General features: G+C 42.6%; 21 protein-coding genes. 10 read left to right on the forward strand and 11 right to left on the reverse strand.

The features are described 5' to 3' along the window. Positions 1-34: 34 nt before the first annotated feature. The 6 genes from Q9312_RS12880 to Q9312_RS12905 form a co-directional block, all read right to left on the reverse strand. Entirely contained in the window at positions 35-925 is an 891-nt protein-coding gene (locus Q9312_RS12880; RefSeq protein ID WP_309201264.1) for a DUF4382 domain-containing protein, read from the reverse strand. 287 nt (positions 926-1,212) lie between these two features. Continuing rightward, the gene (locus Q9312_RS12885) at positions 1,213-1,965 is read right to left on the reverse strand and encodes a hypothetical protein (RefSeq protein ID WP_309201265.1); all 753 of its coding nucleotides are present in this window, start codon (positions 1,963-1,965) and stop codon (positions 1,213-1,215) included. 335 nt (positions 1,966-2,300) lie between these two features. Beyond that, positions 2,301-3,206 carry a 1-acylglycerol-3-phosphate O-acyltransferase, YihG family gene (gene yihG / locus Q9312_RS12890; protein ID WP_309201266.1) on the reverse strand — a complete coding sequence of 302 codons (906 nt, stop codon included), beginning with the start codon at positions 3,204-3,206 and terminating at the stop codon, positions 2,301-2,303. A 10-nt stretch (positions 3,207-3,216) separates the two neighbouring features. Further along, positions 3,217-3,447 carry a DUF6489 family protein gene (locus Q9312_RS12895; protein ID WP_309201268.1) on the reverse strand — a complete coding sequence of 77 codons (231 nt, stop codon included), beginning with the start codon at positions 3,445-3,447 and terminating at the stop codon, positions 3,217-3,219. A 2-nt stretch (positions 3,448-3,449) separates the two neighbouring features. Next, the gene (gene speA, locus Q9312_RS12900; protein ID WP_309201269.1) at positions 3,450-5,336 is read right to left on the reverse strand and encodes a biosynthetic arginine decarboxylase; all 1,887 of its coding nucleotides are present in this window, start codon (positions 5,334-5,336) and stop codon (positions 3,450-3,452) included. A gap of 10 nt (positions 5,337-5,346) precedes the next feature. Then, complete coding sequence (locus tag Q9312_RS12905; protein ID WP_309201270.1) at positions 5,347-5,823, reverse strand: DUF4124 domain-containing protein; 477 nt, start codon at positions 5,821-5,823, stop codon at positions 5,347-5,349. Positions 5,824-5,874: 51 nt separating this feature from the next. Between Q9312_RS12905 and ubiK the strand changes: the two genes are divergently transcribed. Continuing rightward, positions 5,875-6,126 carry a ubiquinone biosynthesis accessory factor UbiK gene (gene ubiK / locus Q9312_RS12910; protein WP_309201271.1) on the forward strand — a complete coding sequence of 84 codons (252 nt, stop codon included), beginning with the start codon at positions 5,875-5,877 and terminating at the stop codon, positions 6,124-6,126. Here the strand turns inward: ubiK and Q9312_RS12915 are convergent. After that, complete coding sequence (locus Q9312_RS12915; RefSeq protein ID WP_309201272.1) at positions 6,112-7,503, reverse strand: Na+/H+ antiporter NhaC family protein; 1,392 nt, start codon at positions 7,501-7,503, stop codon at positions 6,112-6,114. The genes ubiK and Q9312_RS12915 overlap by 15 nt on opposite strands. 259 nt (positions 7,504-7,762) lie before the next feature. Between Q9312_RS12915 and Q9312_RS12920 the strand changes: the two genes are divergently transcribed. Next, the gene (locus Q9312_RS12920) at positions 7,763-7,963 is read left to right on the forward strand and encodes a hypothetical protein (protein ID WP_309201273.1); all 201 of its coding nucleotides are present in this window, start codon (positions 7,763-7,765) and stop codon (positions 7,961-7,963) included. A gap of 34 nt (positions 7,964-7,997) precedes the next feature. Here the strand turns inward: Q9312_RS12920 and Q9312_RS12925 are convergent, their stop codons facing one another. Then, complete coding sequence (locus Q9312_RS12925; protein WP_309201274.1) at positions 7,998-9,401, reverse strand: sodium/proline symporter; 1,404 nt, start codon at positions 9,399-9,401, stop codon at positions 7,998-8,000. Between the two features lie 53 nt (positions 9,402-9,454). Between Q9312_RS12925 and Q9312_RS12930 the strand changes: the two genes are divergently transcribed. The 8 genes from Q9312_RS12930 (at position 9,455) to Q9312_RS12965 (ending at position 21,560) form a co-directional block, all read left to right on the forward strand. Further along, a complete protein-coding gene (locus Q9312_RS12930; protein WP_309201275.1) occupies positions 9,455-11,389 on the forward strand; it encodes an ATP-binding cassette domain-containing protein in 1,935 nt (644 codons plus the stop codon). Next, on the forward strand, positions 11,386-11,589 hold the full coding sequence (locus Q9312_RS12935) for a YheV family putative zinc ribbon protein (protein WP_309201276.1): 204 nt from the start codon (positions 11,386-11,388) through the stop codon (positions 11,587-11,589). Before Q9312_RS12930 ends, Q9312_RS12935 begins: the two co-directional genes overlap by 4 nt. A gap of 109 nt (positions 11,590-11,698) precedes the next feature. Further along, positions 11,699-12,739 (forward strand): IS481 family transposase, encoded by a 1,041-nt coding sequence (locus Q9312_RS12940; RefSeq protein WP_309201277.1) that lies wholly within the window; start codon positions 11,699-11,701, stop codon positions 12,737-12,739. Positions 12,740-12,838: 99 nt separating this feature from the next. Then, on the forward strand, positions 12,839-13,408 hold the full coding sequence (locus Q9312_RS12945) for a hypoxanthine-guanine phosphoribosyltransferase (protein WP_309201278.1): 570 nt from the start codon (positions 12,839-12,841) through the stop codon (positions 13,406-13,408). A 12-nt stretch (positions 13,409-13,420) separates the two neighbouring features. Continuing rightward, positions 13,421-13,699, forward strand: a complete 279-nt coding sequence (locus Q9312_RS12950) for a hypothetical protein (RefSeq protein ID WP_309201279.1) — start codon at positions 13,421-13,423, stop codon at positions 13,697-13,699. Between the two features lie 208 nt (positions 13,700-13,907). Further along, entirely contained in the window at positions 13,908-16,508 is a 2,601-nt protein-coding gene (locus Q9312_RS12955; protein WP_309201280.1) for a TonB-dependent receptor plug domain-containing protein, read from the forward strand. Positions 16,509-16,677: 169 nt separating this feature from the next. Further along, positions 16,678-19,563, forward strand: a complete 2,886-nt coding sequence (locus Q9312_RS12960) for a TonB-dependent receptor plug domain-containing protein (RefSeq protein WP_309201281.1) — start codon at positions 16,678-16,680, stop codon at positions 19,561-19,563. A 56-nt stretch (positions 19,564-19,619) separates the two neighbouring features. Beyond that, positions 19,620-21,560 (forward strand): alpha/beta hydrolase family protein, encoded by a 1,941-nt coding sequence (locus tag Q9312_RS12965; RefSeq protein WP_309201282.1) that lies wholly within the window; start codon positions 19,620-19,622, stop codon positions 21,558-21,560. Positions 21,561-21,586: 26 nt separating this feature from the next. On the opposite strand, the gene rimO is transcribed toward Q9312_RS12965, so the two are convergent. From rimO to Q9312_RS12980, 3 genes are read right to left on the reverse strand one after another with little or no spacing between them, the layout of a single operon-like run. Continuing rightward, complete coding sequence (rimO, locus tag Q9312_RS12970) at positions 21,587-22,894, reverse strand: 30S ribosomal protein S12 methylthiotransferase RimO (protein ID WP_309201283.1); 1,308 nt, start codon at positions 22,892-22,894, stop codon at positions 21,587-21,589. After that, positions 22,887-24,119 (reverse strand): heme biosynthesis HemY N-terminal domain-containing protein, encoded by a 1,233-nt coding sequence (locus Q9312_RS12975; RefSeq protein WP_309201284.1) that lies wholly within the window; start codon positions 24,117-24,119, stop codon positions 22,887-22,889. The genes rimO and Q9312_RS12975 overlap by 8 nt, the downstream gene beginning before the upstream one ends. Next, the gene (locus Q9312_RS12980) at positions 24,116-25,252 is read right to left on the reverse strand and encodes a uroporphyrinogen-III C-methyltransferase (RefSeq protein WP_309201285.1); all 1,137 of its coding nucleotides are present in this window, start codon (positions 25,250-25,252) and stop codon (positions 24,116-24,118) included. The genes Q9312_RS12975 and Q9312_RS12980 overlap by 4 nt, the downstream gene beginning before the upstream one ends. Positions 25,253-25,255 lie beyond the last annotated feature (3 nt).

Genomic DNA, 25,255 nt, shown 5'->3' on the forward strand with positions numbered 1-25,255 from the left:
TTTTTAGCAACATTGAATGGATCAACAATGAATGTTAATTAAAATCAACGTCGGTCACCATATCAGTTTCAACAGTAGCATTTAATGACTCAATAAAAGTAATGGAATCATCCGCTTCTGGATCATCATTTTGAGCGTCGCAAGTTAAGGATAATGTGTACTCTCCTGGTGCTACAAACGCAAACATAAACTCATACGTATTTTCCGAATCATTGTAAGTAACGTTAGCGCTGCTTAGCGGTGGCGATTCGCTACCCATATCATCAGGGGGCGTATCAGCGTCTTGGAAAAGGTAGACGACACCACCGTCAATGCAAGAAGCTTGCTCCATAGTCGCATTGGCAACCGAGCCAGAGATCTCGCCGATTTCAGTATTATCAATGATGCGAAGTGACGGTTTTAAAAGGTAATCGACTTGATTAGATTGCGGATCAACAATCGACTTACGTAAGTCAAAGTCGATGGTAAAGTCTGCATCTTGTCCTATCGCTACATTGAAACCTTGATTCAGTTTTAGTCCACTTTGACTGCCACTTGGAACGTACAGAGAATAAGTCTCTCCGCCCTCGAAAGAAATGTATGAGTCCATCACCTGATTATCTGCGTTAACTTTAAGGCGAACCCAATTGTAACTTCCCGCGGTGACGACTTCTTGAGTTAACAGAGGTTCTGTCGCACCATTTTGTAGAGCGAGCAAGTCGATCTGTCTGGGTTCATCAAAGTCGAATTGTAGCGCTGCCCCTTCCGTCGGCTTTATTTCGACTCCAGTGAATTCGACAACAACTTCTGTCGCTGAGTCAACGGGTGCATCGGTTAACTTTAAGCTGATGGTTCCATTATTTTTATCTGAAGAATCACATCCAACTAGTATTAAAGCGCTCACCATCGAAGATAGTAATAGCGAATGTTTAGCAATGGTTTTCATAATACTCCTCTTGCTTCGGTCATTGTATGGTCAGTCCAATCGAAAGTTTTGATACCGAATATCTCTATTTAGTGTGAATATTACCAGATTCATTGTATGTTAACTGGTTCGCAAGTTGCAGGTTTATAACGATAAGGTTTAAAAATAGTAATAGAAATAAGAAGTTATGATAACGGGTAGATGGATGCTGGATATCATGGCGGTTGAATGTTTAAACCAAGCGCTGAAGTGTGTGGAATAAAAAAGCCCGCAATTCAGCGGGCTTTTTCAATAATCATTATAAACAATTATTTCTTATCTTTTTTCTCGTCGACCGACTTTTCGATCAGTTCTACAATCTCGTCATTGATTGCTGGAACTTTAGCTAATTTTTCTTTGTCTTCGACAAGTTCAGCGAGTTGATCAAACTGCTCGTTGGCGTGCTTGTTAAGCGTACGGTAGTCTTCGATTAACTCAACGGCTTTGGCTAAAATTTCTTTTTGCTCTGCAACCGTTGTTTCGACAGTTTGCTTCTCTTTACGAAGTTTCTTGGTGAGATCTTCGGCTGCTTTCTTCGCTTTAGACTCGTCCATTTTTTCCTTTTTCAATGCTTTCATTTTTTTGACAACATTTTCAGGAGTGTCGGCGAGTACTTTGGTAATTTGTTTAATTTCTTTTTGCTTATCAGCCAATTGTGCTTTGGCTTTTTTCAGCTCGTCAGCCGTTTGGCTGCGATTCGCTTCCATTGATTGCTCAGCGGCGTCTTTTTCGGCTAACGCTTGCTCTTTTTCTGCAAGTGCAACCTTGGTCGCTTTTTCGGCTTGCTCGATTTTAAGCTGCATCTCTGCAATAGCCTGCTCAGCTTTCGCTTGTGCCGCTTTAATCTCGGCTTCCGCATTGTCTGCCAATTTAATGGTTTTGTTGAGAGCCAGTTCAAGCTCTTCGGTGGTGTATTCTTCAGGTAAACCCAATGCCGTTGCGGCAGTTTGCATCAATACTTGCTTACTGATGGCTAGTTCTTTCCACACCTGTAATTGGACTTCAACGCTCGCTTGTTCCAATAGATAGTCTCCTATACTGCTTAAAATTTGCGCGGCATAATACAAGAAAAGTGGCTAAATATCCATAAAAGTCGAAAAAATAGTCAAAACATTTGTGTTTTTTTATTAAAGGTGATTATTTGTTCACTCGCAAAAGCAGTTTAACTAATTGATATATATACAAATTTGACGGTTCTTTAGAATTTTTGTCATAAAATAAAAACTAATTAATCCAAGGCTCTTTTGATTTGGATTATGGCTATAAGAGGCACGTTTTAATAAAGTAACCGAGATTTTTAGGGGAAAACGACTGTTTCCCCTACAAAGGTAGTGACCAAAAGCGCCTAGTTGAGTCTTTAAGAGGGCTTTAGCGGAGAATTTGTTTTGGAAAGATCCGTTAATAACTGATCTTTATGTTGCCATAGTTCATTTAGCCAGCCTTGAACTTGTATTCGAGTCTCAGCATTGGTCATATCCCCAACAAGGTAGCTTTTTACCTCATGTTGCTCGACAACAACGTTGATTTCTCCGACTCTGCCACATAAGAAATCCCAAAAACTCGGAATGCCTCTGGGATAATGTAAAGTGACATCCAAAACATGATGCATTTTGTCACCTAGGATGGATAAAACGGTTCCGACGCCGCCAGATTTAGGCTTTAGCAACTGTGAGTAAGGGCTATTTTGTCGCTGCGATTTTGCTTCAGTAAAGCGGGTGCCTTCGACAAAGTTCATAACTGAAATAGGAATGTGCTGAAACTTTTCACAAGCCTTTTTGGTGGTCTCTAAATCTTGCCCTTTTTTCTCTGGATGCTTTTTTAAGTACTCTTTTGAATGTCTTTTCATGAAAGGAAAGTCAAGCGCCCACCAAGCGATCCCGAGAAGAGGAACATAGATCAATTCTTTTTTCAGAAAGAACTTTAGAAAAGGGATCTTTCTATTGAAAACGTTCTGCAACACATAAATATCGACCCATGACTGATGATTGGCGAGTACTAGGTACCAGTCTTTAGGCGAGAGTTTGATGTTCTCTGGCCAAGTGACTTTGATATTTACATGATACTTTGCCATTAAGCTATTCACTGAAATCCAAGCTGAGGCACACAAGTTTAGAGCAGAAGAAATTAGATTGCGTATGACAGTGATTGGAATAATGAATTTTAAAATTGAAAGTATGATGATTGGAATCATCCACACGACAATGTTTATTGTAAGCAATATTAACCCAATGCCACCAATGAGGTGGCGAAATAAAGCGGTCATTCGTTTTACCTTAAGACTTTTTATTAAAAAGATTTTCCCAGAAGCTTTTCTGAAGGTCAGCCATTTTTTTCATATCTTCTGGCATAAAGCTTTGCATTAGAGCGACAGGATCGTAGTCTCCAGAGGCTATTTTTTCTTGCGCGTCTTTTAAAAGCTGTTGGTGAATCTCGCTGACATCTGGCATTCCGAAGAAGCGTCTCCACTCCTCGGGGGTTGCATCTATTTCTAGTTTAACTTTCATAATCAATCTTCCAAATAAGTGTAACCAGATAAGCCACTGCTCAGTTCTGTTAAGTACTCTTCAACTTGTTGAGTCGAAAGTTGACTTTCTTGCAATTGCTGTGCGTATCGCTTCTCTAAGTTGCTGCTATCGAAATGAACTATCGACAGTGCTTCACTAACGGTATCTCCAGGATTTTGCTCGATCTCTTCAATACTGCCGTCGGCAGCTAGATTGATGTGGACAGTATGCGTATCACCAAAGAGATTATGCAATGCGCCTAATATTTCTTGATACGCACCGACCATAAAAATTCCAAGTGTCAAAGGCTGATCGTCTTCAATTTCAGGTAAGCGTAAACTGCTTTCTAAAGCATTGCCGTTGACATATCGTTCAATGCGTCCATCGGAATCGCAAGTGATATCTTTTATGACGCCACGGTAGGTTAACGGACGATTCAGTCCACTTAATGGAATAACGGGAAAGATTTGTCCGACACCCCATGCATCTGGAAGTGATTGAAACAGACTAAAATTGCAAAATAACTTATCGGCTAATTTCGTATCGAGTTCACGAAGTATGTCTTGATTACCCGGTATTTCAGGGTTTAACAAGGGATAAATTTTTCGGCAAATAGCAAAGTAAAGTTGTTCTGCGCGAGCCCATTCTTCCAACGAGATTGCTTCATGGGTATAAAGCATAAGTGCTTCATTTAAATAAAAGACACCTGAATGAAAGGCCTCACTGGCTGATTCTTCATCAACTGTTTGATAATGCCGCCAAAGATTTTGTAATACGTTTGCATCGCTATCGAGAACGGGCTCGGGTTCGGAGAGTCCAGGGGCCTTTTCACGGTCGAACATGTTGGTTACAAGAACGGCGTGGTGTGCGGTGAGCGCTCGGCCAGATTCAGTAATGATTTCAGGATGCTCTAGTTTATGTTGATCTAAAACGTCAATGACCGTTTGCACGATGGTGTTTGCGTATTCTTGTACCGTGTAATTAATTGAGTAATAGGACGGTGACTGAGTGCCTTCGTAGTCAACGCCAAGTCCACCACCAACATCAATGACGCGAAGAGGTAATCCCATTCGCTTTAATTCGACAAAATAGCGAGCGCACTCTTTGACGCCTTTACGGATGTCAGTAATTGAAGAAATCTGCGATCCTAAATGACAGTGCAGGAACTGCAAACAATGTGTCATGTTATGTTCTGCAAGCATTTCTGTCAGTTTGATAAGCTGACTCGGAGACAATCCAAATTTAGATTTTTCGCCACCAGTATCCTGCCAATTGCCTTTACTGATAGCATACATTCGAACCCTAACGCCCAGTGTAGGTTCGATGTTCATTCTTTTGGCTTCTTCAATCACCAACTCGAGTTCATGCAGCTTCTCTACAACGATATAAACGCGACGCCCCATCTGTTGTCCGATTAAAGCGGTTCTTATATATTCCCGATCTTTATAGCCGTTACAAACGACGACGCTTTGACGTGGCATATCGGTGCCTAAAACGGCAAGTAACTCAGGTTTACTTCCAGCCTCTAAACCGAACCGCTCGCCACCATGCTGGACAAGTTCGTTCACCACCTCACGCTGTTGATTAACTTTGATGGGGTAGACACAGGTAAACTTATTTTGATAACTATTTTGTTCGATGGCGTCCGCAAAAGCTCCGGTAATTTGATCCAATCGATCGCGGAGAATATTGCCAAATCGGATAAGCACCGGTAACGGCTTTTCATCCGTTTTTAACTTTTCAACAATGGTGTGCAGTTTATGACTGACATCGTCTCCGCGATGTTGCGATACCAAAACCAGATCGCCATCTTTGTCGATATTAAAGAAACCATCGCTCCAAAGTGGAACATTGTAGTTGTCTAAAGCAGAGTCGGATTGATTAGTCATTTAGCTTTGTTTATTCCTCGCAGGTTTGAGTCATTTTTTGTTTGATATTGTGAATAAGCTTATCACGTTCTTGTTCAGATAAATAAAAGCGCTCGCCATTCTCATCATAATCGTAGACGACGTCGGCATTTTGAAAATCCTTTAACTCTCGCTTCAGCACTTTGCAGTCTCTAATTCTTTGTTGCTTTTTTTGATAGGCTTGGTCGCGTTCTGCGACTTTTTCTTCCTTTTTTTCGCGAGTGCTGCTGAGCCACTGATTCGCGGCCGCCATTCGATCACTGGCGGAACGAGCCACCGTGTCTTTTTTGGCAACTTCTGGCGTGCTGTCGATGATCACCTGCTGCGCTTTTTTCTTGGCGCCTTTGGGTGGTTTGTCGCTGTAATGTACCTTGCCATTCTCATCAACCCATCGGTATATCTCGGCACTATGGCCCATTGAAAGTAGCATCATTGCTGTCAGTAATAATATCCATTTATTGAATTTCATAAGCGTTCCGATATAGTGTGCAAAGTTATTATTTATCCGTTGATAAGAACCATGATTGATCCCAAGATTATAGATGAAATAAGTGGCAAGATGTCACAATTAATGCCACCTGAGCTGAAAAAATTTAGCCAGCAGATGGAACAACAATGGCGTCAAGTTCTGCAATCTCAGCTCTCCAAACTCGAGCTAGTCAGTCGTGAAGAGTTTGATGTGCAAAGCAAAGTGCTACTCAAAACACGGCAGAAGCTCGAAGTGTTAGAGCAGCAAGTGGCGGAATTAGAACGCTTGTTAAAAGAACAGTGATGCTAACGTGTAACCTGCTAGGGTTACTGCTCCTGCGGTTAACGCATAAGGTAATTGCGTTTTAACATGGTCTAAATGGTCACAGCCCGCTGCTAGCGACGATACGATGGTCGTATCAGAAATGGGCGAGCAGTGATCGCCAAACACGCCACCGCCTAAAATTGCTGCAAGAATCAGTTCTGCGGGAATTCCCATGCTTTGTGCAACAGGTATTCCTATTGGAATTAATATACCAAAGGTTCCCCAAGACGTTCCGGTAGTAAAAGAGATCACGCCAGCAGCGATAAAAATCATCGGGGTAACCGTCCAAATCGGTAAGTGCTCACCAATCATTTGCGCGACGAAGGCTCCGGTTCCCAATGCTTTCATACTGCTCCCCAACGCGAGTGCTAATAGCACCGTAGTGACCAGCCCAAGCAACCGCCCCATACCTTCAAAGCTCCAGTTGATAAGAGTTTTATGACGTTGTTTTCCTTGAAATTTAAGCAACAAGTAGGCACACAATAGGCCAAGAACCGTTCCCCACAATACCGCCTTGGAGCCTGAGCCGTTGAGAATGCCCTCGGATAAGCTTACTTGCCAAGGTGAAGCGGAGTTGATTGCTGCCGCCCCGGTGTACCACATAAACCCAATAATACTGCCAATCATAGTCCCTAAAGGCAGTAGCATGTAACGCTTGTGGGTTGCTGGCTCTAATTGCTCTAGTGGTACCTCGCGTCGATGATGTTCAATCCGTTTCATTGGACCATGAACACGATTGGTGAGAACCGTATAAAACACCAATCCGAGCGTTGTCACAGCATAAAAGTTTAGGGGAATAGAGCTGAGTAACACTTGGTTGGTTGAAATGGGGTAGTCACTGAGTAGCCCAAGAATGTACGCCCCCCAGGCGTTTAGAACGATCAATACTGATACCGGAGCGCAGGTAGAATCGATAATAAATGCTAAGCGCTCTCGAGACATGTTGAACTTATCAAACAAGTTACGGGCGAGAATGCCGGACGTTAAAACGCTTAAATTGGTTTCTATGAATATTAATATGCCCATTATTGCGGGCAGCATACCGACCTTTCGAGGGGTATTGGCCAATCCTTTATGCGCCACCCACTGGACAAATGCACTGACTCCGCCTGATCGTTGAATGAGCATTAGAAGTGCACCAATGAGCAAACTGAAGAGCAAAATTCGAGTATTTCCGGCACTTTGGAAAACCGCTACGATGCGCTCTGTCGTATTGAGTAAGCCCAAAGCGATATTGAAGTCCGCAAGCAACCATTCCGCACTGAATATGGCCACCAATAAGGCTAAAATAACTTCGCGCTTCCAAATAGCCAGTGCTATTGCCAGCACTGGCGGAAGAAGTGTCCACCAACTCATTGAGCTTCCTACCGTTTCTTTTCTTATTGGCGCATTGTAAGAGGAGTCTGAAGTAAACACAAAGCAGGTCGAAGAAAAATCTTTTCAAACTCACTAAAAAGTCGTCAATTCCACTAAGATAAATTAACAGACAACTGTAACTTATTGTATTTAAGGGGTTTATTTTTTGGCATAAGACTTGTATTGGTTTGGTACAGAGTCGATGAAGGGGAAAGTCTATGGCCTTTTCATCGGTAACCTACTGATAAAGGAGAACCGAATGCTTTATTTGATCGTTGGAATTGTTTTAGGTGCTGCATTTCATGAATTTTGGACTGAGCTGTTCTGTTCGGTGAAAAATAAGATCACTCAATGGACGCAGTCAGAGCAACCGCAAGCGCCTTCCGCTGAACAAAAAGCCGAGGCCCATGAAGCAGAGGTGGTTAGCGAAACTCCACAAACAGAAGCCAAACCAAGTTAATCCAGTCACCAACTCTCCACGCCATCTTAAGGGACTAAGATGGCTTTTTTGATCCTAACAGCGCAATGGCAAAGGCGAGAGTAAAGGGTATCCAGCGTTCGGCGAAATCACCAGGCCAGTTTGGATAATGATTGATAAATACCGTTAAACCAAAACCAACCATCATTGACCACAAAGCGATACCGTTATTCATTTGTCGACGCATCAATCGAACGATCAGGATTGGGCCGAAGGCACTGCCTATGGCGTGCCATGCAAATAGCACACGACTAAATATAGCGTCATCCATATACAAGGCGAGCAGCGTTGCAAATAGGCAAACTCCCAATACGGCGAGCCGAGCGCCTAATACACTGTGGGTTCGTTGGCCGGGCTTTAAGTCGTAAGCGACTGAGGAAGACACCACTAAAACTTGTGAGTCGGCTGTCGACATAACTGCTGAAAGAACGGCTGCAATCATGATTCCAGCTACCATTGGTGAAAACAGTGTTTGGGTGACCGCGAAAAACACCGACTCTCCATCGCTAAGAAAGGGAACAATGACCCGACCACTCCAGCCTAAAATTAACATGCCAACGTACACAAACATGGCCCAAGTAAGCGCGATAACACGTCCCTGATCGAGACTTCTTTTATCTTTCAACGCCATAAACCGATTAACTACATGGGGTTGACCTGGATAGCCATTACCGATTCCTAGAAGACCGATGATAAAACCAAGCGCCGCAATGCCGCTGTGTTCACCACTCCAACTGGTAAAACCGATGAGCTGTAACTGTTCGATTTTAGTGACCATTTCTCCTAAGCCACCTAGGTGGATCAGTGCAGCGATGGGCAGTACCAAAGCTGTACCTGCCATGAGTAAACCTTGAAGCGTGTCGGTAACACTGACGGCCCAAAAACCTCCAAGCAAGGTATATATCATAATGATCAGTGCGCCAAGGATGATGGCGTGATTGAAACTTAAGTCGAATACCGAGTTGAAGCTGGTGCCAGCGGCTTTAAATTGAGACGCAATATAGAAAGTAAACGAAAATACAATGATCATAGTCGCCGCTCGCCGAATGGTCAGTGCCATCGTTTGATGTGGCTGCGGGACCAATAGATCGGTCAATGTAACCGCCTTCTCAGCTTGGCTGAGTTTTTGAATTCTTGGCGCGAGCCAAAACCAATTGAAACAAAAACCCAAAAGTACGGACGGCAATAGCCAGATGGCTGAAAACCCCCATAAATAAGCTGCTCCACTGACTCCTAGTAAAGTCCAAGCCGAACTAGAGCTGGCGCTCGCACTAATGGCGGCCACCCAGGGGCCTAGCTGACGACCCGCAAGAAAGTAGTCGGTGGTCGATTGACTGCGTTTACTTGCCCAAAAGCCAATCAGTAACAGTATGACTTTGTAAATTACTAGGGTTATTAATACAATAGTGGTGTCGGACATCGCTAAGCCTTGATTTTTTCTCAACCCTACCAGCACTGAGTAGTAATTACTATATGATCACATTTTCAAACGTTGCATACTCACGAGCGGCAAAACCTCTCGTGACCCGCTTAGATACGACTTTATTTAACGGAGAAAAAGTCGGAATCGTTGGAGCCAATGGTTGTGGTAAGTCTACTTTGTTTCAGTTGATCCTCGGTGAAATTGCCAGCGATCAAGGTGAAGTAGAACTCTCGGACAAATTAAGAATTGCGCAAGTAAAACAAGAAACGCCCGGTGTCGCACAATCGGCCTTAAACTATGTTCTTGATGGCGATCAAATCTTACGTAAAACGCAAGCCGACTTACGACAAGCAGAGTCTGACAACGATGGACATCGAATTGCCGAATTACATGAAAAGTTAGAAAATATTGGCGCTTATGACGTTGAAGCTCGGGCATCAAGACTTCTCTACGGTTTGGGTTTCAGTGAAGCGCTTATTCATACACATGTTGATCAGCTATCCGGTGGTTGGCGAGTTCGACTGAATTTAGCGCAAGCACTGTTAATGCCCTCTGACATCTTATTGCTCGACGAGCCTACCAACCATCTAGATTTAGACGCTGTGTTTTGGCTCGAATCATTTTTAAAGAAATATCCGGGTACTTTACTGGTGATCTCTCACGACCGAGACTTTTTAGACGCTTTAGTTGAAAAAATATGGCATTTCGAATCGACCGAGGTTAAATGCTACAGCGGTAACTACTCACAATTTTTAAAACTGAAAGCACAACAAGAACAATTGCAAGCAAAAATGTATGAAAAGCAACAAGCTAAAGTAGCGCATTTGCAATCGTTTATTGATCGTTTTAAAGCGAAAGCCAGCAAGGCAAAGCAAGCTCAAAGTCGAGTAAAAGCACTTGAAAAAATGGCAAGTGTTGAAAATATTCGCGTCAGAGAACGCTTGTCATTTGAATTTTTTGACCCGCTACACAAACCGGATCCGCTTCTTAAATTTGAAAAATTGACGGTTGGTTACCAAGACACTTGGATTCTTAATGAGTTGGACTTTTCCATTCGTTGTGACTCTCGTATTGGACTCCTCGGCCGCAATGGCGCTGGTAAATCGACCTTACTCAAGGCGATCGCGAATACTGAAGTTTCAATGCTTGGCGAGCGGCAACAAAGCAAAAATTTACAAGTCGGGTATTTTGCTCAACACCAATTAGAACAGCTCAATGGTAAAGCCTCTGCCTTTTCTCAAATGCAACAATTAGATGAGCATTTAACGGAGCAAGAGGTTCGCAATTATTTAGGTGGGTATAATTTTCATGGTGACAAGGTTTTTGAGCCGGTTGAATCTTTTTCAGGTGGCGAAAAGGCGCGATTGGTATTAGCTTTGATGATCTACCAAAAACCCAATTTAATTCTTCTCGATGAACCAACGAATCATCTAGATATGGAAATGCGAGACGCATTAACTTTAGCTATTCAGAATTTTGCTGGCGCTGTGGTATTGATATCACATGATCGATTTTTATTGGATGCGACGGTTGATGAACTCTACTTGGTCGACAGTGGACGAGTCTGTGCATTTGATGGAGATACACAGCAGTATCATCAATGGCTAAAGGCGAATCGATGGGGCAGTGGTGAGAATGAAGCGGTGGAATCATCAACATCGACTAGCATCAGTAGTGTTGATCGCAAAAAACAGAAGCAACTCGAGGCTCAACTTCGGCAGGCAATGGCTCCGTTGAAAAAGCAACTTCAAACGTCTGAACAGGGCATGGAAAAAATGCAGGTCGAGCTTAACAATATAGAGCAAGAAATGAGTAATCCGGAGTTGTATCAAGAAAAGAATAAAGCACTACTCACTCAGCTGATTGCAGAGCAATCGGAAGCAAGAGCAAAACTGGACGCATTCGAAGCAGAATGGTTTGAGCTCCAAGACCAAATTGAGCAGCAACAGGCTCAGTTGCACGAACAACTTTTAGGTGAACAATGAAAAAACGATTTATTGCTGGTGCTCAGTGTCCGAGTTGTAGTGAGTTAGACGTCATTACGCTGGTAGAGTCTGAGCAAGGTTCTCATATGCATTGTGTCGAATGTGGTTATGAAGAAAACATGACCGATTCTGAGCCGGTAGCAAAGAAGAAGAAGCCGACAGAACAGATGATTCAGTGGGTAAACATTGACTCTGATTAGTTGAATTAGTCTCGACTTAATCTGACACATCAACTTGAAAAAGTGAGAGTTACCCGTTTTGATTAAAGGTGTCGAATCTTTAAATCAGAACGTTATAGAGGTAACTCTCATGCTACATACTAACAACCCAATCATAAAACACAAAGCTGGTTTACTTAACTTAGCAGAAGAACTCGGGAACGTATCGAAAGCCTGTAAGGTAATGGGCGTATCACGAGATACATTTTATCGCTATCAAGAACTGGTCGAAGAAGGCGGTATCGATGCCCTTATCAGCAAGAGCCGTCGCAACCCAAATGTTAAAAATCGCGTTGATGAAGCCACAGAAACAGCGGTTATCAATTATGCCATTGAGTTTCCGGCACACGGCCAACACCGAACCAGTAACGAGTTGCGAAAGAAAGGAGTCTTTGTATCAGGGAGCGGTGTCCGGTCGATATGGCTCAGGCATGACCTAGAAAACTTTAAGAAGCGCTTGAAGGCACTGGAAGATAAGGTTGCTAAAGAGGGCATCATACTGACCGATAGCCAAATAGCTGCACTTGAGAAGAAGAAAAATGATGATGAAGCCTGTGGTGAGATTGAAACAGCTCACCCTGGCTACTTAGGCTCACAAGATACCTTTTATGTCGGTAACCTAAAGGGCGTTGGACGAATTTACCAACAAACCTTCATCGACACTTACAGCAAAGTTGCCTTTGCCAAACTCTACACCACAAAAACACCTATTACCGCAGCCGACATACTTAATGACAAAGTGCTACCTTACTTCCAGCAACATGAGTTACCCATGTTGCGAGTATTAACGGATCGCGGCACTGAGTATTGTGGAAAAGTTGAACATCACGACTATCAGCTGTATTTAGCAATCAATGACATCGAGCATACAAAGACTAAAGCAATGTCACCGCAAACCAATGGTATCTGCGAACGATTCCATAAAACGATATTGAACGAGTTCTACCAGGTTACATTTCGGAAGAAATTATACAGTTCACTGGATGAGCTTCAAAAGGATCTGGACGAATGGATAGTTTACTACAATAATGAACGCACCCATCAAGGAAAAATGTGTTGTGGACGAACGCCCAATGAAACATTAATTGATGGTAAGAGAATTTGGGCTGACAAAAATCTAGCTCAAATCTAAACTGACAGACACCAATTGAAAAACGGGTAACTGTCAGATTAAGTCTGAGCTAGTACAGATTAGTTAAGGCTACGATAATAAAAAGAAAAGGATGTTAACGTGAAAGATAAAGAAATCATCGAAACCATTAACGATGTTTTTAAATCAGCAGACTGTCTCTACACTCAGCAAGAAGTGGAGCAGGCCATTAATCAAATGGCGTATCAAATTAATCATGACTTGGCTGAGGCGAATCCGGTTGTTTTATCCATTATGAATGGTGGATTAGTCTTTGCTGGTCAACTTTTAACCAAGCTTACTTTCCCTTTGAATATTGATTATTGTCATGCCACTCGATACCGGGGCAAGACTCAAGGTGGAGAGCTGCATTGGAAAGCGCTACCTCAATATGAGTTGCTCGATCGCAATGTGTTGGTCGTCGATGATATTCTTGATGAAGGGCACACGCTGATGGCGATTCTCAATGCGATAAAGGCGCAGGGCGCTCGATCGGTTAAAACAGCAGTTTTGCTGGATAAAAAGCATGATAGAAAGGCCAATCCAACTTACCAAGCTGACTATGTAGGTATAGAAATACCCGATCGTTATGTATTTGGATACGGCATGGATTTTAACGAATACCTTAGGAATGCTCCAGGCATATATGCCGTAGCCAGCAAGGATAATTAAACGGGGTTATCTATGAGCGATCAAGACAGTCAGGCATCAAAAAGAACCAATCAAATAAAAGAAGTTCCGAGTCATGTGAAAATGATCATGGCATCAATCTCATCCTTTGCAAAAGATGGACGATATTCAGTTGATGAATTGGAACGAATAATTACTATCGCTCTCGAAGATGGCGAAGTTGATCAGGATGAGCAGCGAGTTTTACGCTCAATTTTGAGTAAAGCCCGAGATGTACCGTTTGACGATGAAGTTCGTCCATACATTAATTCATTAACAAAACTGTATTTATAAGCGAAGAATAACTTTGTGTAATATTCACGTTTTAAAGGGTAAAGATTGCAGTTGTACAGTACATTGAGTAATAGTTGTCGGTTGATGAAGTGGGCGCTAAGTCCCGCTTAAGATACAAAATAATGCTATAGTCATTGCTAAAAGTGGCAATTGTAAAATGTAGTGGTTGTAAAGCCGAAGATAGGCGGTTTTAACTGGGGAACAAAGAATGCGTTCAAGTTGGTTCTGGATGTGTGTTGCATCGACCATGTCGCAATGGGTTTACAGCGCAACACCTTCAGAAGATTCGGATCAAGATAAGAAAGTCACAGTCACCGGCTCATTAATTAAGAAAGATGAGAAGGGTCCGGCGCCTATTCTAACTTTGACCGCCGACGATTTAGCCCGCCTAGGACACACAAATCTGTACGAAGCCTTGATGGCATTGACCGCTCAGACGGGGTCGCTTTTAGAAGGCGATCAATTTCCTAACGGATTTACCTCGGCAGCTCAAGCTGTCAATTTGCGAGGATTCGGACCTGGGCGAACTTTAGTGTTGGTTAATGGGCAGCGACTCGCATTAAACCCAACGCCTTACCAAAGTGAAGCTAACTTTTTCAATTTTGCCACGGTACCAACCATCGCGATCGAACGAGTGGATGTATTAACCGATGGCGCTTCTGCAATTTATGGATCGGATGCAATTGCAGGAGTCATCAATGTTATTTTACGAGAAGAGTTCGATAATGATGAACTAAGCCTCACTTATGGTGATACCACTCGAGGTGGCGGTCGATCGTTAAAAGTTTCTGGCGGAAATAGCTTTCGCAGCTCTGATCATTTGATCACCATTGGGTATCAGTGGGAGAAGCGTGACCCCATTTTTGCCGAACAAAGAAACTACTTATCTGAGACTAAGCCCAATATATTACCTGTTTCTATAGGTGCTTATGACTTTGTGACTGGCTTATTTGAGGTTCCAAGCAATGCTGCGTGTGATCCTCATCCTTCCGAGTTAGTCACCGTCGATTCGAATTCCTACTGTTCTCGCGGAACTCGACGAGAAGATAGCCTGCGAAATAAAAGAGAAGATGCCTCTATATTCACACATATTGAACTACCGACTAAATATGGACAGTGGTTTATTGACGGTATCTTATGGGATAGCCAGACGGATGCACGCTCATTTCCACTGTTTTGGGAAGGCTCCATTGATGATCTTTCAGGCAATGCAAATTATGTGTATCGAGAGTTCACTTTCGAAGAAACTGGCAATCAAGATAAAAAATTTGATGAACAAAGTTTATCTCTAACGACGGGTTTCAGTGGTTTAGCGTCAAACTTTGATTATCAGGTGACGTTTACTCTTAGTGAATATGATTCTTATGAATCGTCACGACAATTTCGTAATGACAGCATCGTCAACTTTTTCAACGTTGCCGAAGATATCTTTAACGTTTACCAACCAAGCGACTTTCAAAACGTTATTGGTACTCGATTCAACGATTCAAATTCAAAATCAATGAATTTGTCTTACTGGATGTCTGGCGATGGCTTTTCCATCAATAATCAACCGTCTCGCTATGCATTCATCGCTGAGTGGAACAAAACTCGCTACCGCATCAACGTCGATGAAACCAGTCAAAATTTTGAGTGGTTTGGTTTCGGAGGTTCGTCTGGAAGGGGAGATCGCGACCGTTATGCCATAGGCTTCGAATGGTTTTTCCCGTTAATGCGAAACGACTCGCTGGGTAAGCTCGACTTAACCTTGGCGACTCGATGGGATGATTACCAAGATGACTCAAATGTTGGAAGTGCGAAGACTTGGAAAAGCTCGATGCAGTGGCGTCCAACGGAATCGTTGAGTGTTAATGCCGTCTACAGCACCAGTTTCCGTGCCCCAGATATGCATTATCTGTTTGCTGACCCAACCATTTACTTCACCGATGTTATTGATGTTTTCCAGTGCGTTAATGTCGATGGGAATAGCTATCAGGATTGTGAAAATAATTTGAATTACGTGGCGACTTCAACACCGGTAATATGGAGTGGGAACCTTGAGTTAGAAGAAGAGAAAGGCAGTTCACGGACGTTTGGCTTTTCATACACCGGTATAGAAAACCTAGGCCTGGCGATTGACTGGTATGAAATTGACCTAGAAAACCAAGTTGGCCTGCAATTGGAGTCACAGTATTTGTTGTGGGAGGCGCAGTGCGACGCAGGTGTAAACTTTACTACCGGTGATGCGGTCGATCCTAACTCTCAAATTTGCCAAGACACCAACGCCCGTGTTTTCAGAAATGGCTTTGGTGTGATAGGCATCGTCAATTCACCAGTCAATCGCGCTCTGCGCCGACAAAAAGGGGTTGAGTTCTCAGCTAACTGGTTTTATGCCGATTCTGACCTGGGCTCTTTTGGCGTTGATTTTAAATATTCAAGAATATTAAAAACAGAAATACAAGAAATAGCCAGCGAACCGTCAACTTACGAAGGTAACTATCAAAACGATCCGCGCAATGGCGAAGTCAAGTCAAGAACAAACCTGTCGCTTTCTTGGGGAGTCGATAACTGGACGACGGCCTTGTCTTGGTATCGTAAAGGTTCTCGAATCAATTTTGACGGTACCGGAAAGATTAATCCCTGGACCATCACCAACCTAATTGTGAAGAACGAGTTCAACCGGTCACACCGAGTGTCTTTCGTGCTTAGAAACGCATTTGATAAAGAGCCGCCCATTGATCCCTCGCGAATCGAGTGGCCGTATTATGACCGCAGTCAATACGATGCGATTGGTCGAGAGTTCTTTATTGAATACCAGTTTTCTTATTGAAAATCTGGTCTGTTCTGCAAAAAAGTTATAAGTGGTAATATCAACACTCGATTAAATGGATGACCTAGTAGACACTTTTGCTGTGATGGGTTATACATTGTGTGGTCGAAAGACTATCTCAAAAAAATATAATTAATAGCTATTCAAAAACAACCAGGGAAACTTTGCCATGAAAAGAAATGTATTGGCGAACGCAGTAAAGTTCGCAATCGTTCTTTCTTCGGCAACTTCGTTGCTTAGCGCGCCGGTTTTTGCCGCTGAAGACGAGGGAGCAGAAGAAAAAAAGAACAAAATTACCGTTACTGGTTCACGGATAAAAAGATCGGAAGTTGAAGGCGCCTCTCCGGTAATCGTGATCAGTCGCGAAGACATGGCGGCTAAAGGCCATGTAACCGTATTTGATGCGCTGCGAAATCTACCTCAAAATAACGGTTTTCAATTTGAAGGTCCTGAGTCGCAGTTATTCACTCCAGATGTTCAAACGTTAAACCTTCGTGGTTTTGGTGTTGGAAACACTCTAGTACTTGTTAATGGTCGTCGCGTCGCGAACTACCCCGCAGCTTATCAATCGAACGCTTCGGTATTTAACTATGGATCAATTCCTGCGGCTGCGATCGAGCGGCTTGAAGTGTTAACCACCGGAGCTTCTGCGATTTATGGTTCTGACGCGGTTGCGGGTGTTGTTAACATCATTCTTCGTAATGACGTTGATGAAACCACTTTGACAGCGATTTATGGTCGCCCACAAGAATCGAGTTCTGGTCAAACACAAATTCAATTTGTAACGGGAAGTACCTTTGATAAAGGGAACATCACCGCGGCGGTCGAGTTTCAAAAATTTGACGCGCTTAAAGCTGGCGATTTTGACGATTACGATTCAGATTTAGATTTCCCTTACGGTCAAGGCGTTTTGCTTCGCGACATTATCAACTCAAATTATTGGGAATTTTATTGGGGTAGAGATCGTTATGTCGATCCTCTGGCCAATGGCGTTGATCGTTGTGAAACCTTAAACAACGGTTCTGAGCGAGCGTTCCGTCCAGACTTTGGTTGGTTCTGTGGATCAGACGGTGCTGCAGATACGAATCTTAGAAACAAGAAAGACTCAATATCGTTTATGCTTGATGGCATTTACGAAGTATCGAACGATCTGAAATTGTTCTCAAATCTTATGTATTACCAAAGTGAGTCAGCCAGTGGTAATCGGTACTTAACGATCAGTCAGGATATTTTAGATACTGACACCATCGTTCCTACGCCTTTCTCTTTTGGTGATTACTACGACTGGTACATCGCTCAACGTCGATTCTCTGCGACAGAACTTCAACGAGATCTTGATCAAACCTTCGACGATAAAGCGATTACTTTCAGTGTTGGATTGCAAGGCAATATCGGTTTCCATGATTGGGAAGCTGTGGTGAACTACTCTGCTTACGAGTCAACTCAGAAAAATCCTTGGTGGAAAGCCGAAAGCGTAATCGATGTATTCTTAGGTGATTACAACGGTATTGGATTCTTTGGCGACAACTGGTGGGAAGGTAATGGGACCTTTGGTCTCGACACTGACGCATTGTTCCGTCCGTTAGATGATAACAGTCGTGCATTGATTAACGACGCTATTGGCATTCAAGAGTACTCAAATGAAACCTCTTCGTTGAGCTTCCAAGCTACCTTGACCGGTGAGTTGGGTGAAATGGACGCTGGTGCCATTGGTTATGCGGCCGTGATCGAGCATGAGCGTCAAGAGCTTGAATACAAGCCTGATGAGCGGTTAACTCAAGCGCCACCTGCTGACTATCTAGTTGGATCAGGATGGTGGGGACTGACCGGTTACACCGGTATTGGTGATCGCGATCGCTCTGCTGCAGGCATCGAGGTGAGCTTCCCATTACACGAGACTTTCACCTTAAACGTCGCTGGTCGATTGGATCGTTACGATAGCTTTTCTTCAGACATCGGAACTCGATTCACTCCGCAGCTAACCTTTGAATGGCGACCTCAAGACAGTGTACTGGTTCGTGGTGGATACGGCGGCAGTTACCGAGCGCCAGATATGGCAATCACTTACGTGCGTTCAGGAAGCTTCACAGGAGCAACGGACTTAGTTCAGTGTTTCCAAAACGAAGTTGCTTTAGGAAACAATCCTGATATCAATAATTTTGATACCAGTATTTGTGACGCGCAATCTGTGTTCACGCAACGAGTTGGTCCACAAGACGTTGGTGCTACTCCGTTGAAAGATGAAACAGGTAATACAATCAGCTTAGGCCTGTCGGTTGATATTAGTGAAACCACACAATTAATCGTCGATTGGAACCGAGTTGAGCTTGAAGACCGAATTGTTACTGAGTCACCACGTTTAATTCTTGAAGAAGAATTTGAATGTTATCGTGCACAAATCAATGACGGTCCAAACTATGATCCTTCTCAAAGCGTTGGCCGTTACACCTGTAACGAAATCGATGCGCGTGTTGATCGTGGTTTCGACAACAACACAGGAATTTCTTACTTAACGCGTTTGAATCGTACGCCTTACAATTCAGCGAAAGAAATTTTAACGTCTATTGATGCTCGGTTATTGAACTCTTGGCAAACAGAAGCTGGAAACTTCAACTTCGACATCGTTTACAGCAACATGAATAAACATTTCTACAAATCTACAAATGAGTCAGATTACTTAGATTTAAGAAATGATATTTACAACGGTGGTTGGGATTTCCGTTCTTCAGTATCGGCAACTTTTGGTTATCGTAACGATGGCTTGTCGACTGCGATCACAGCATTCCGTCGCGGTTCAACTGGCGTCTATCGTCCACCAGCAGATCTTGAAGGTGACAATGGTCGTGTAGGTCCTTACATTACTTGGAACTACACCTTGGGTTATAATTGGTCAAACGATTTCTCTACGCGTCTTCGTGTAAGAAATGTATTTGACCAAAAACCACCATCTGACTCTACTTTCTTGTTCTATGATCACCCTTGGTATAATCCTTACACCTATTCAGGTGCGGGAATTGGCCGAGAGTTCTTCATCGAAGCAAACTATACTTTTTAATTTAAAGTAGATGAAAAGGCCGTTCTTTGAACGGCCTTTTTTTTAGGATTTTTAATATGAAAAAAGCAACTATTTTAATCGTTTTACTATTTTCTAGTTTTTTATTTGCTGAAAAGGTTCCAGTAGAACATTTTTTTAAAAACCCAGATATTTCAGATATTAAAGTTTCTCCAAATGGACGTTACTATGCAGCAACTGTGAATGTTCAAGATGAAAAACAACTAGCCGTTCTTGATTCCAAAACGAAGCAAGTCTTAAATCTATTTGCTTTTGCGAAAGAAAACCAAGAGATCGGTGGCTTCGGCTGGTTCAATAACGAAAGAATTTATGCAACCTTGGTCGCAAAAGTCGGTCCATTGGATCAAGCTCGTCCAACGGGCTTTTTGTTTGCTGGCAATATTGATGGCAGTAAACGAGTTCAATTGTTACCAGAGCCTAGCAAACCAGGTCGTAGTGGTGATCGTCCCCGAGGGTATAATATTTTAAATACCTTAGGTAAAGACGACCGACATATTCTAATCTCGATGTATGAAGGTCGCTATCAAGTTATTTATAAATTAAATATTTATACTGGATCGAAAATCAAAGTCGATAAATCTCCTTATAAAGACATGAGTCTGATTGCAGACCAAACCGGTTTTATCAAAGGTGGTGTTCAATTTGACCGCGATAATCAAAAGATATTTATTCATATTCGAAATCAAAAAACAGACGAGTGGGAAAAGTTCGCAGAGTTTGATGAGAAAAAGATGGGCCTAAGTCCGATTATGTTTAATGGCTCGGGCGATAAACTATATGTAGAAGTTCGTAATGAAGATAAAAAGAGAGGTATCTACACTCTTAATCTATCCGACAAGTCATTTAATTTAATAAGAGCGGTTGAAGGCGATGCGGATATTGAAGGATACCTTACGAAATATAATCAAGACAAAGGTACCGATGAGCTGGTTGGTTTCCGTCAAATGCCTGGCCACGTCGTTGATACTTATTTAGAACCTGAGTCTGAAAGCGCTACATTCCTTAAGTCACTTGCATCGGTCTTTCCTGATCAAGTGGTTGATGTGTTGAATACGACAGAAGATGGAAGTAAATCATTAGTCAAAGTATGGGCAGATACCAATCCTGGAACTTTTTTTGTGTTCCACAACAAAACCTCCGAACTTGAATATTTGTTAGACACGCTTCCTTGGATAGAGCGTGAAAAGCTTTCCCCAATGGAGCCCTTTGCATTCAAAGCAAGAGATGGGCTCGAAATTAGAGGCTACTTAACTCGTCCATTGAATAAGAAAACCAATCTTCCAATGGTTGTTTATGTCCATGGTGGGCCGTATGGGCCTAAAGATGAGTGGGGATATAACTATTCGAATCGTGACACTCAGTTTTTGGCGAGCCGAGGCTATGCTGTACTGCAAGTAAACTATCGAGGCTCTGGTGGTCGTGGTAGTGACTTTCAATACGATGCTTATCTAAAAATGGGTGCAGAGATGCAAGATGATTTGACCGATGCAACCCTATGGGCAATCAAAGAAGGAATTGCTGATAAGAAACGTATCTGTATTTATGGAGCAAGCTACGGTGGATACGCTGCGATGATGGGTGTCGTAAAAGAGCCCGATTTGTATCAATGCGCAATTGCTTATGTTGGTGTTTACGACATTGCTATTCAAACCGAAGAAAGTGATACTGCTCAAAGTGAGTGGGGTCGCCGATTTTTAAAAGAAGCTTGGAATGCTTACGATGAGGAGTTTGTTCGTCAACGATCCCCCATTTATCATTTAGACAAGCTTAAAGCCGGCGTGTTTTTGGTTCATGGAGAAGACGATCCCCGTGTTCCTATTGAACAATATGAAGCCCTAGCGAAGGCTTTAGATAAGAAAAAGTATCCTTATCAATCTAACGTTCAACCGCTAGAAGGTCATGGTTTTAGAAATGAAAAGAACAATTATGAACTCTATCAACAGATAGAAACTTTTTTAGAAAAATTCATCGGTAAATAAAAAAAGGGCCCTTTCGGGCCCTTTTTCTAAGCATATAAATCGTAATCGTCGGCTGACTGTATGGTAACTTCGACTAAGTCGCCTTTCTCTAGTTTTTCATCCGTTGTAATATGAACCAGCCCATCAATTTCAGGAGCATCGAAACGGCTTCGTCCAGTCGCGCCTGAGTCAGTAATTTCATCGATCAATACTTCTTGTCGTGTCCCTACTTTTGATTGCAATTTGCTAGAACTTATTTCTTGTTGAACGGCCATGAATGTTTCCCAGCGTTGTTGTTGAACGTCGGGATCGACATGATTAGGTAAGCTATTTGCCGTTGCGCCATCCACGGGGGAATATTTAAAAGCACCCGCACGATCGAGTTGAGCTTCGTATAAGAAGTCGATGAGTTGCTTGAAATCATCTTCTGTTTCATCCGGAAAACCTACAATAAAGGTGCTACGGATTGCTATTTCAGGACAAATTTCTCGCCATTGTTTTATTCGAGTCAGTACCTTTTCACTTGCCGCTGGTCTTTTCATATTTTTTAAAACACGTTGGCTGGCATGTTGAAAAGGTATGTCGAGGTAAGGGAGGATTAATCCTTCTGCCATTAACGGAATAACTTCGTCAACATGAGGGTAAGGATATACATAATGTAAACGTACCCATGCATCCATTTTTCCTAACTCTTGGCACAATTCTTTGAAGCGAGTTTTTACCGGAGATCCACCCCAGAAGCCAGTTTTATACTTTACATCAATTCCATAGGCACTTGTGTCTTGACTAACGACTAGCAATTCGCGAACACCATTGTTTACGAGATTTTCAGCTTCTTGCAATACGCTGCCTATATCTCGACTAACGAGTTTCCCACGCATCGATGGAATGATACAAAAGGTGCAATTATGGTTGCATCCTTCTGAAATTTTTAAATAAGCATAGTGCTCAGGGGTTAGTTTTAACCCGGCTGGCGGAACTAGATCCATAAAGGGATCATGCATTGGAGGAAGCTGCTGATGGATTTGAGAAAGCACTTCATCATAGGCATGAGGTCCGGTAACCGCGAGTACATTTGGGTGCACTTCACGAATAGTATCTTCTTTAATCCCGAGGCAACCCGTGACAATTACTTTTCCGTTTTCATTTAACGCATCGCCAATGGCATCTAATGACTCTTGTACTGCGGCATCGATGAAGCCACAGGTGTTTACCACCACTAAGTCGGAATTGTGGTAACTATTGGATAACTGATAACCCTCTGCTCTCAGCTGCGTCATGATTCTTTCTGAGTCTACGGTATTTTTCGGACAGCCCAAAGATACAAAGCCGACGCTTGGTGGTGATTTACTCATGTTCTTTCTCTTGCTCTAACCTTAAATTTAAGGGGACAGTTGTCGTCGATATTTCGCGACGGTCTAATACCTGAGTTATTAGGTTTAATATATTTTTATTGGGTTCATCTAAGTGTTGTTTTACATCAAGCAACAGTCTTAGCACTTCTAAATCTGGGTGCAGGTTTAATGCTTGCTCCAAATAACTATTGGCTTTTCCCCATAATTCATTTCGATAGCTTAGCTGTCCAAGAGAGAGCAAACATTGCCAATCTCGAGCACCTTGCTCTTTAAATGTTTCCGCAAAAGCGAGTTGCGACTTTGCATCTCGTCCATTTGCTTTACCATATCGATAAATTAGTTTTGCGGAGTAGCGTCGCTTTAGTGCAGTACGCAGTACCATTTCGGCCTCTGCATTTGCGCCAAACTGAATCAGGTAAGTTGCGAAACACTCCACTAAGTCTTCACGCTTTTGATAGTCACTTTGCAGCTGTTGCCACACTGTTTGTAGATGCTCACAACCTTTGTTCGCTGATGAATGAATAAAGTTGATTAAACATTCTTGTTCTATGGAACTAAAGACTTCGTTCGAAAATATCTGTTGCTTTTTTAATTGTGGTAATAAGTCGTAGAGCGAAGACCAGTCATTTAATTGTACATAGCACTTCGCCAGTAATTTCAAAACGTAGGGATGTCGTCGTTTCTGAGACCAAAGTTGTGAAAGCGTTGCTAACGCTTGCTCGTACTGCTCACTTTCAAATTGAAGATCCGCCTGAGTTACACTAACCGCGATACTGGCGTCTGGTTCCCACTCAGATGCTTTTTGTAAATATAAGTCTCTCGCCTTATAGTTACCTTGTTCTTGGGCAGCTTTTGCAGCCAATATGTAATTGATCAGACGACTGTCTGATTTTTCATTGGCCTTTTGAAAAAACTGCTCCGCTTTTGTCCAGTGTCCTTCTGTTAGCGCTATTAATCCGTTAATGGTTTGTCCTCGAGACTTTTGACTCCCACGTTGCGCCGTCCACCTTTTTACTCGTCGTCCGCTACGCTTTACGGTTAATAGAATCCAACTTAAAAAAATCACCGCGATAGTAAAACTGATCAATAAAAATGCGCCCAGCCATAGTCTCATCTCTATGGTTGTTTTTCCCCATGCAATCAAGACATAACCGTGTTGGTCTTTAATAATATATGCGAGAACCGCTCCAATAACGATTGCACAAAGAAAGTAAAATAGTCTCATTGAGAGTCTCCGCTTTCTTTAGGGTTTTGCTGTTCACTCAGCCACTGCATTCGACGTTGCTCTTTTATTTCTTCAATTAACTGGCGAGAAGTTAAGTTCAATTCAATGGAGTTGTCGAAAGACACCTTCTTTAGTTCAGAGAGTTGATTAAGAATTGACTGCGACGCATCGTCAATTTTGAAATATTGATGGATGATTGACTCACTGAAAGTCAATCGAGAAAGATAGTACTCGTTATTATTTTCAAGCACGGCCGTTTGTGCTTGTGCTAGTGCTAATTGAATGGTCGCTTGCAGAATTGCCTTTTGCTCTTTAGTGAGCATTGGCTGTACTTTATCGTCATGCGTTCGAATCTTTATTGCATCTTCTGTAATCTTTGACATGGTTGCAACAAATCTATCGTACCAGGCTTTATTCTCGACGTTGGGTAAATCTGCCACATTCTTGAATTGGGGTGCACTGGTCGTGAGCGAAGTAATAGCGTCACTCATACTATTCAATCGAATGAGTACACTGGAACTGTCAAAACTGGGCAAGGCATCTAGGGTTAATAAATCATTACTAATGGCTTGTCGTAGAGGCGTGAGTTGTAAATCGCCTTCGTCTTTGAGCGTAGCTTCTGCTTGCATGAGTAAAGCGATGGCGACATCTCGATTATGTTCGAAATAAAGTTTTTCTTGTGCAAGGCGCAGGTAATAGTGAACCTGTTCGAGGACCCATTCTTGTTTACCCTGGCTGGTCAATAAACGCAATTTATCTTGAGTAGCGACTATTTGTTGCCGTAATAAACCATTCGCGCTTTCTTGCTGAGAAAGCTGTTTTCCTAGTTGATTAATTTGTTTATTCAATTGTTGTGCTAGTTGTTCGCGTTGTTGTAGGTTCTGCTTTTGTTGCTCTAATTGCCCTTGCAGATTAGAAACCGTGGACGTAAAGGTTTGTTGTCCAAGGTAATATTGGTAATACACCCAACTAGAAAGTCCACAACTGAGTAGCAGCAATAAACCAACCAAACCAATACCCCAAGAAAATCGAGTATTGGTGCGCTTTTCGATGTGTCCTGTCGACTCGGAGCTCTCATTAAGAGCACTTGACTCAATTGAATTTTCTTCTTGGTCTTTAGGTGTGTCGCTCATTGA

It is taken from the genome of Pleionea litopenaei (assembly GCF_031198435.1).
GTDB classification, from domain to species: Bacteria; Pseudomonadota; Gammaproteobacteria; order Enterobacterales; family Kangiellaceae; genus Pleionea; species Pleionea litopenaei.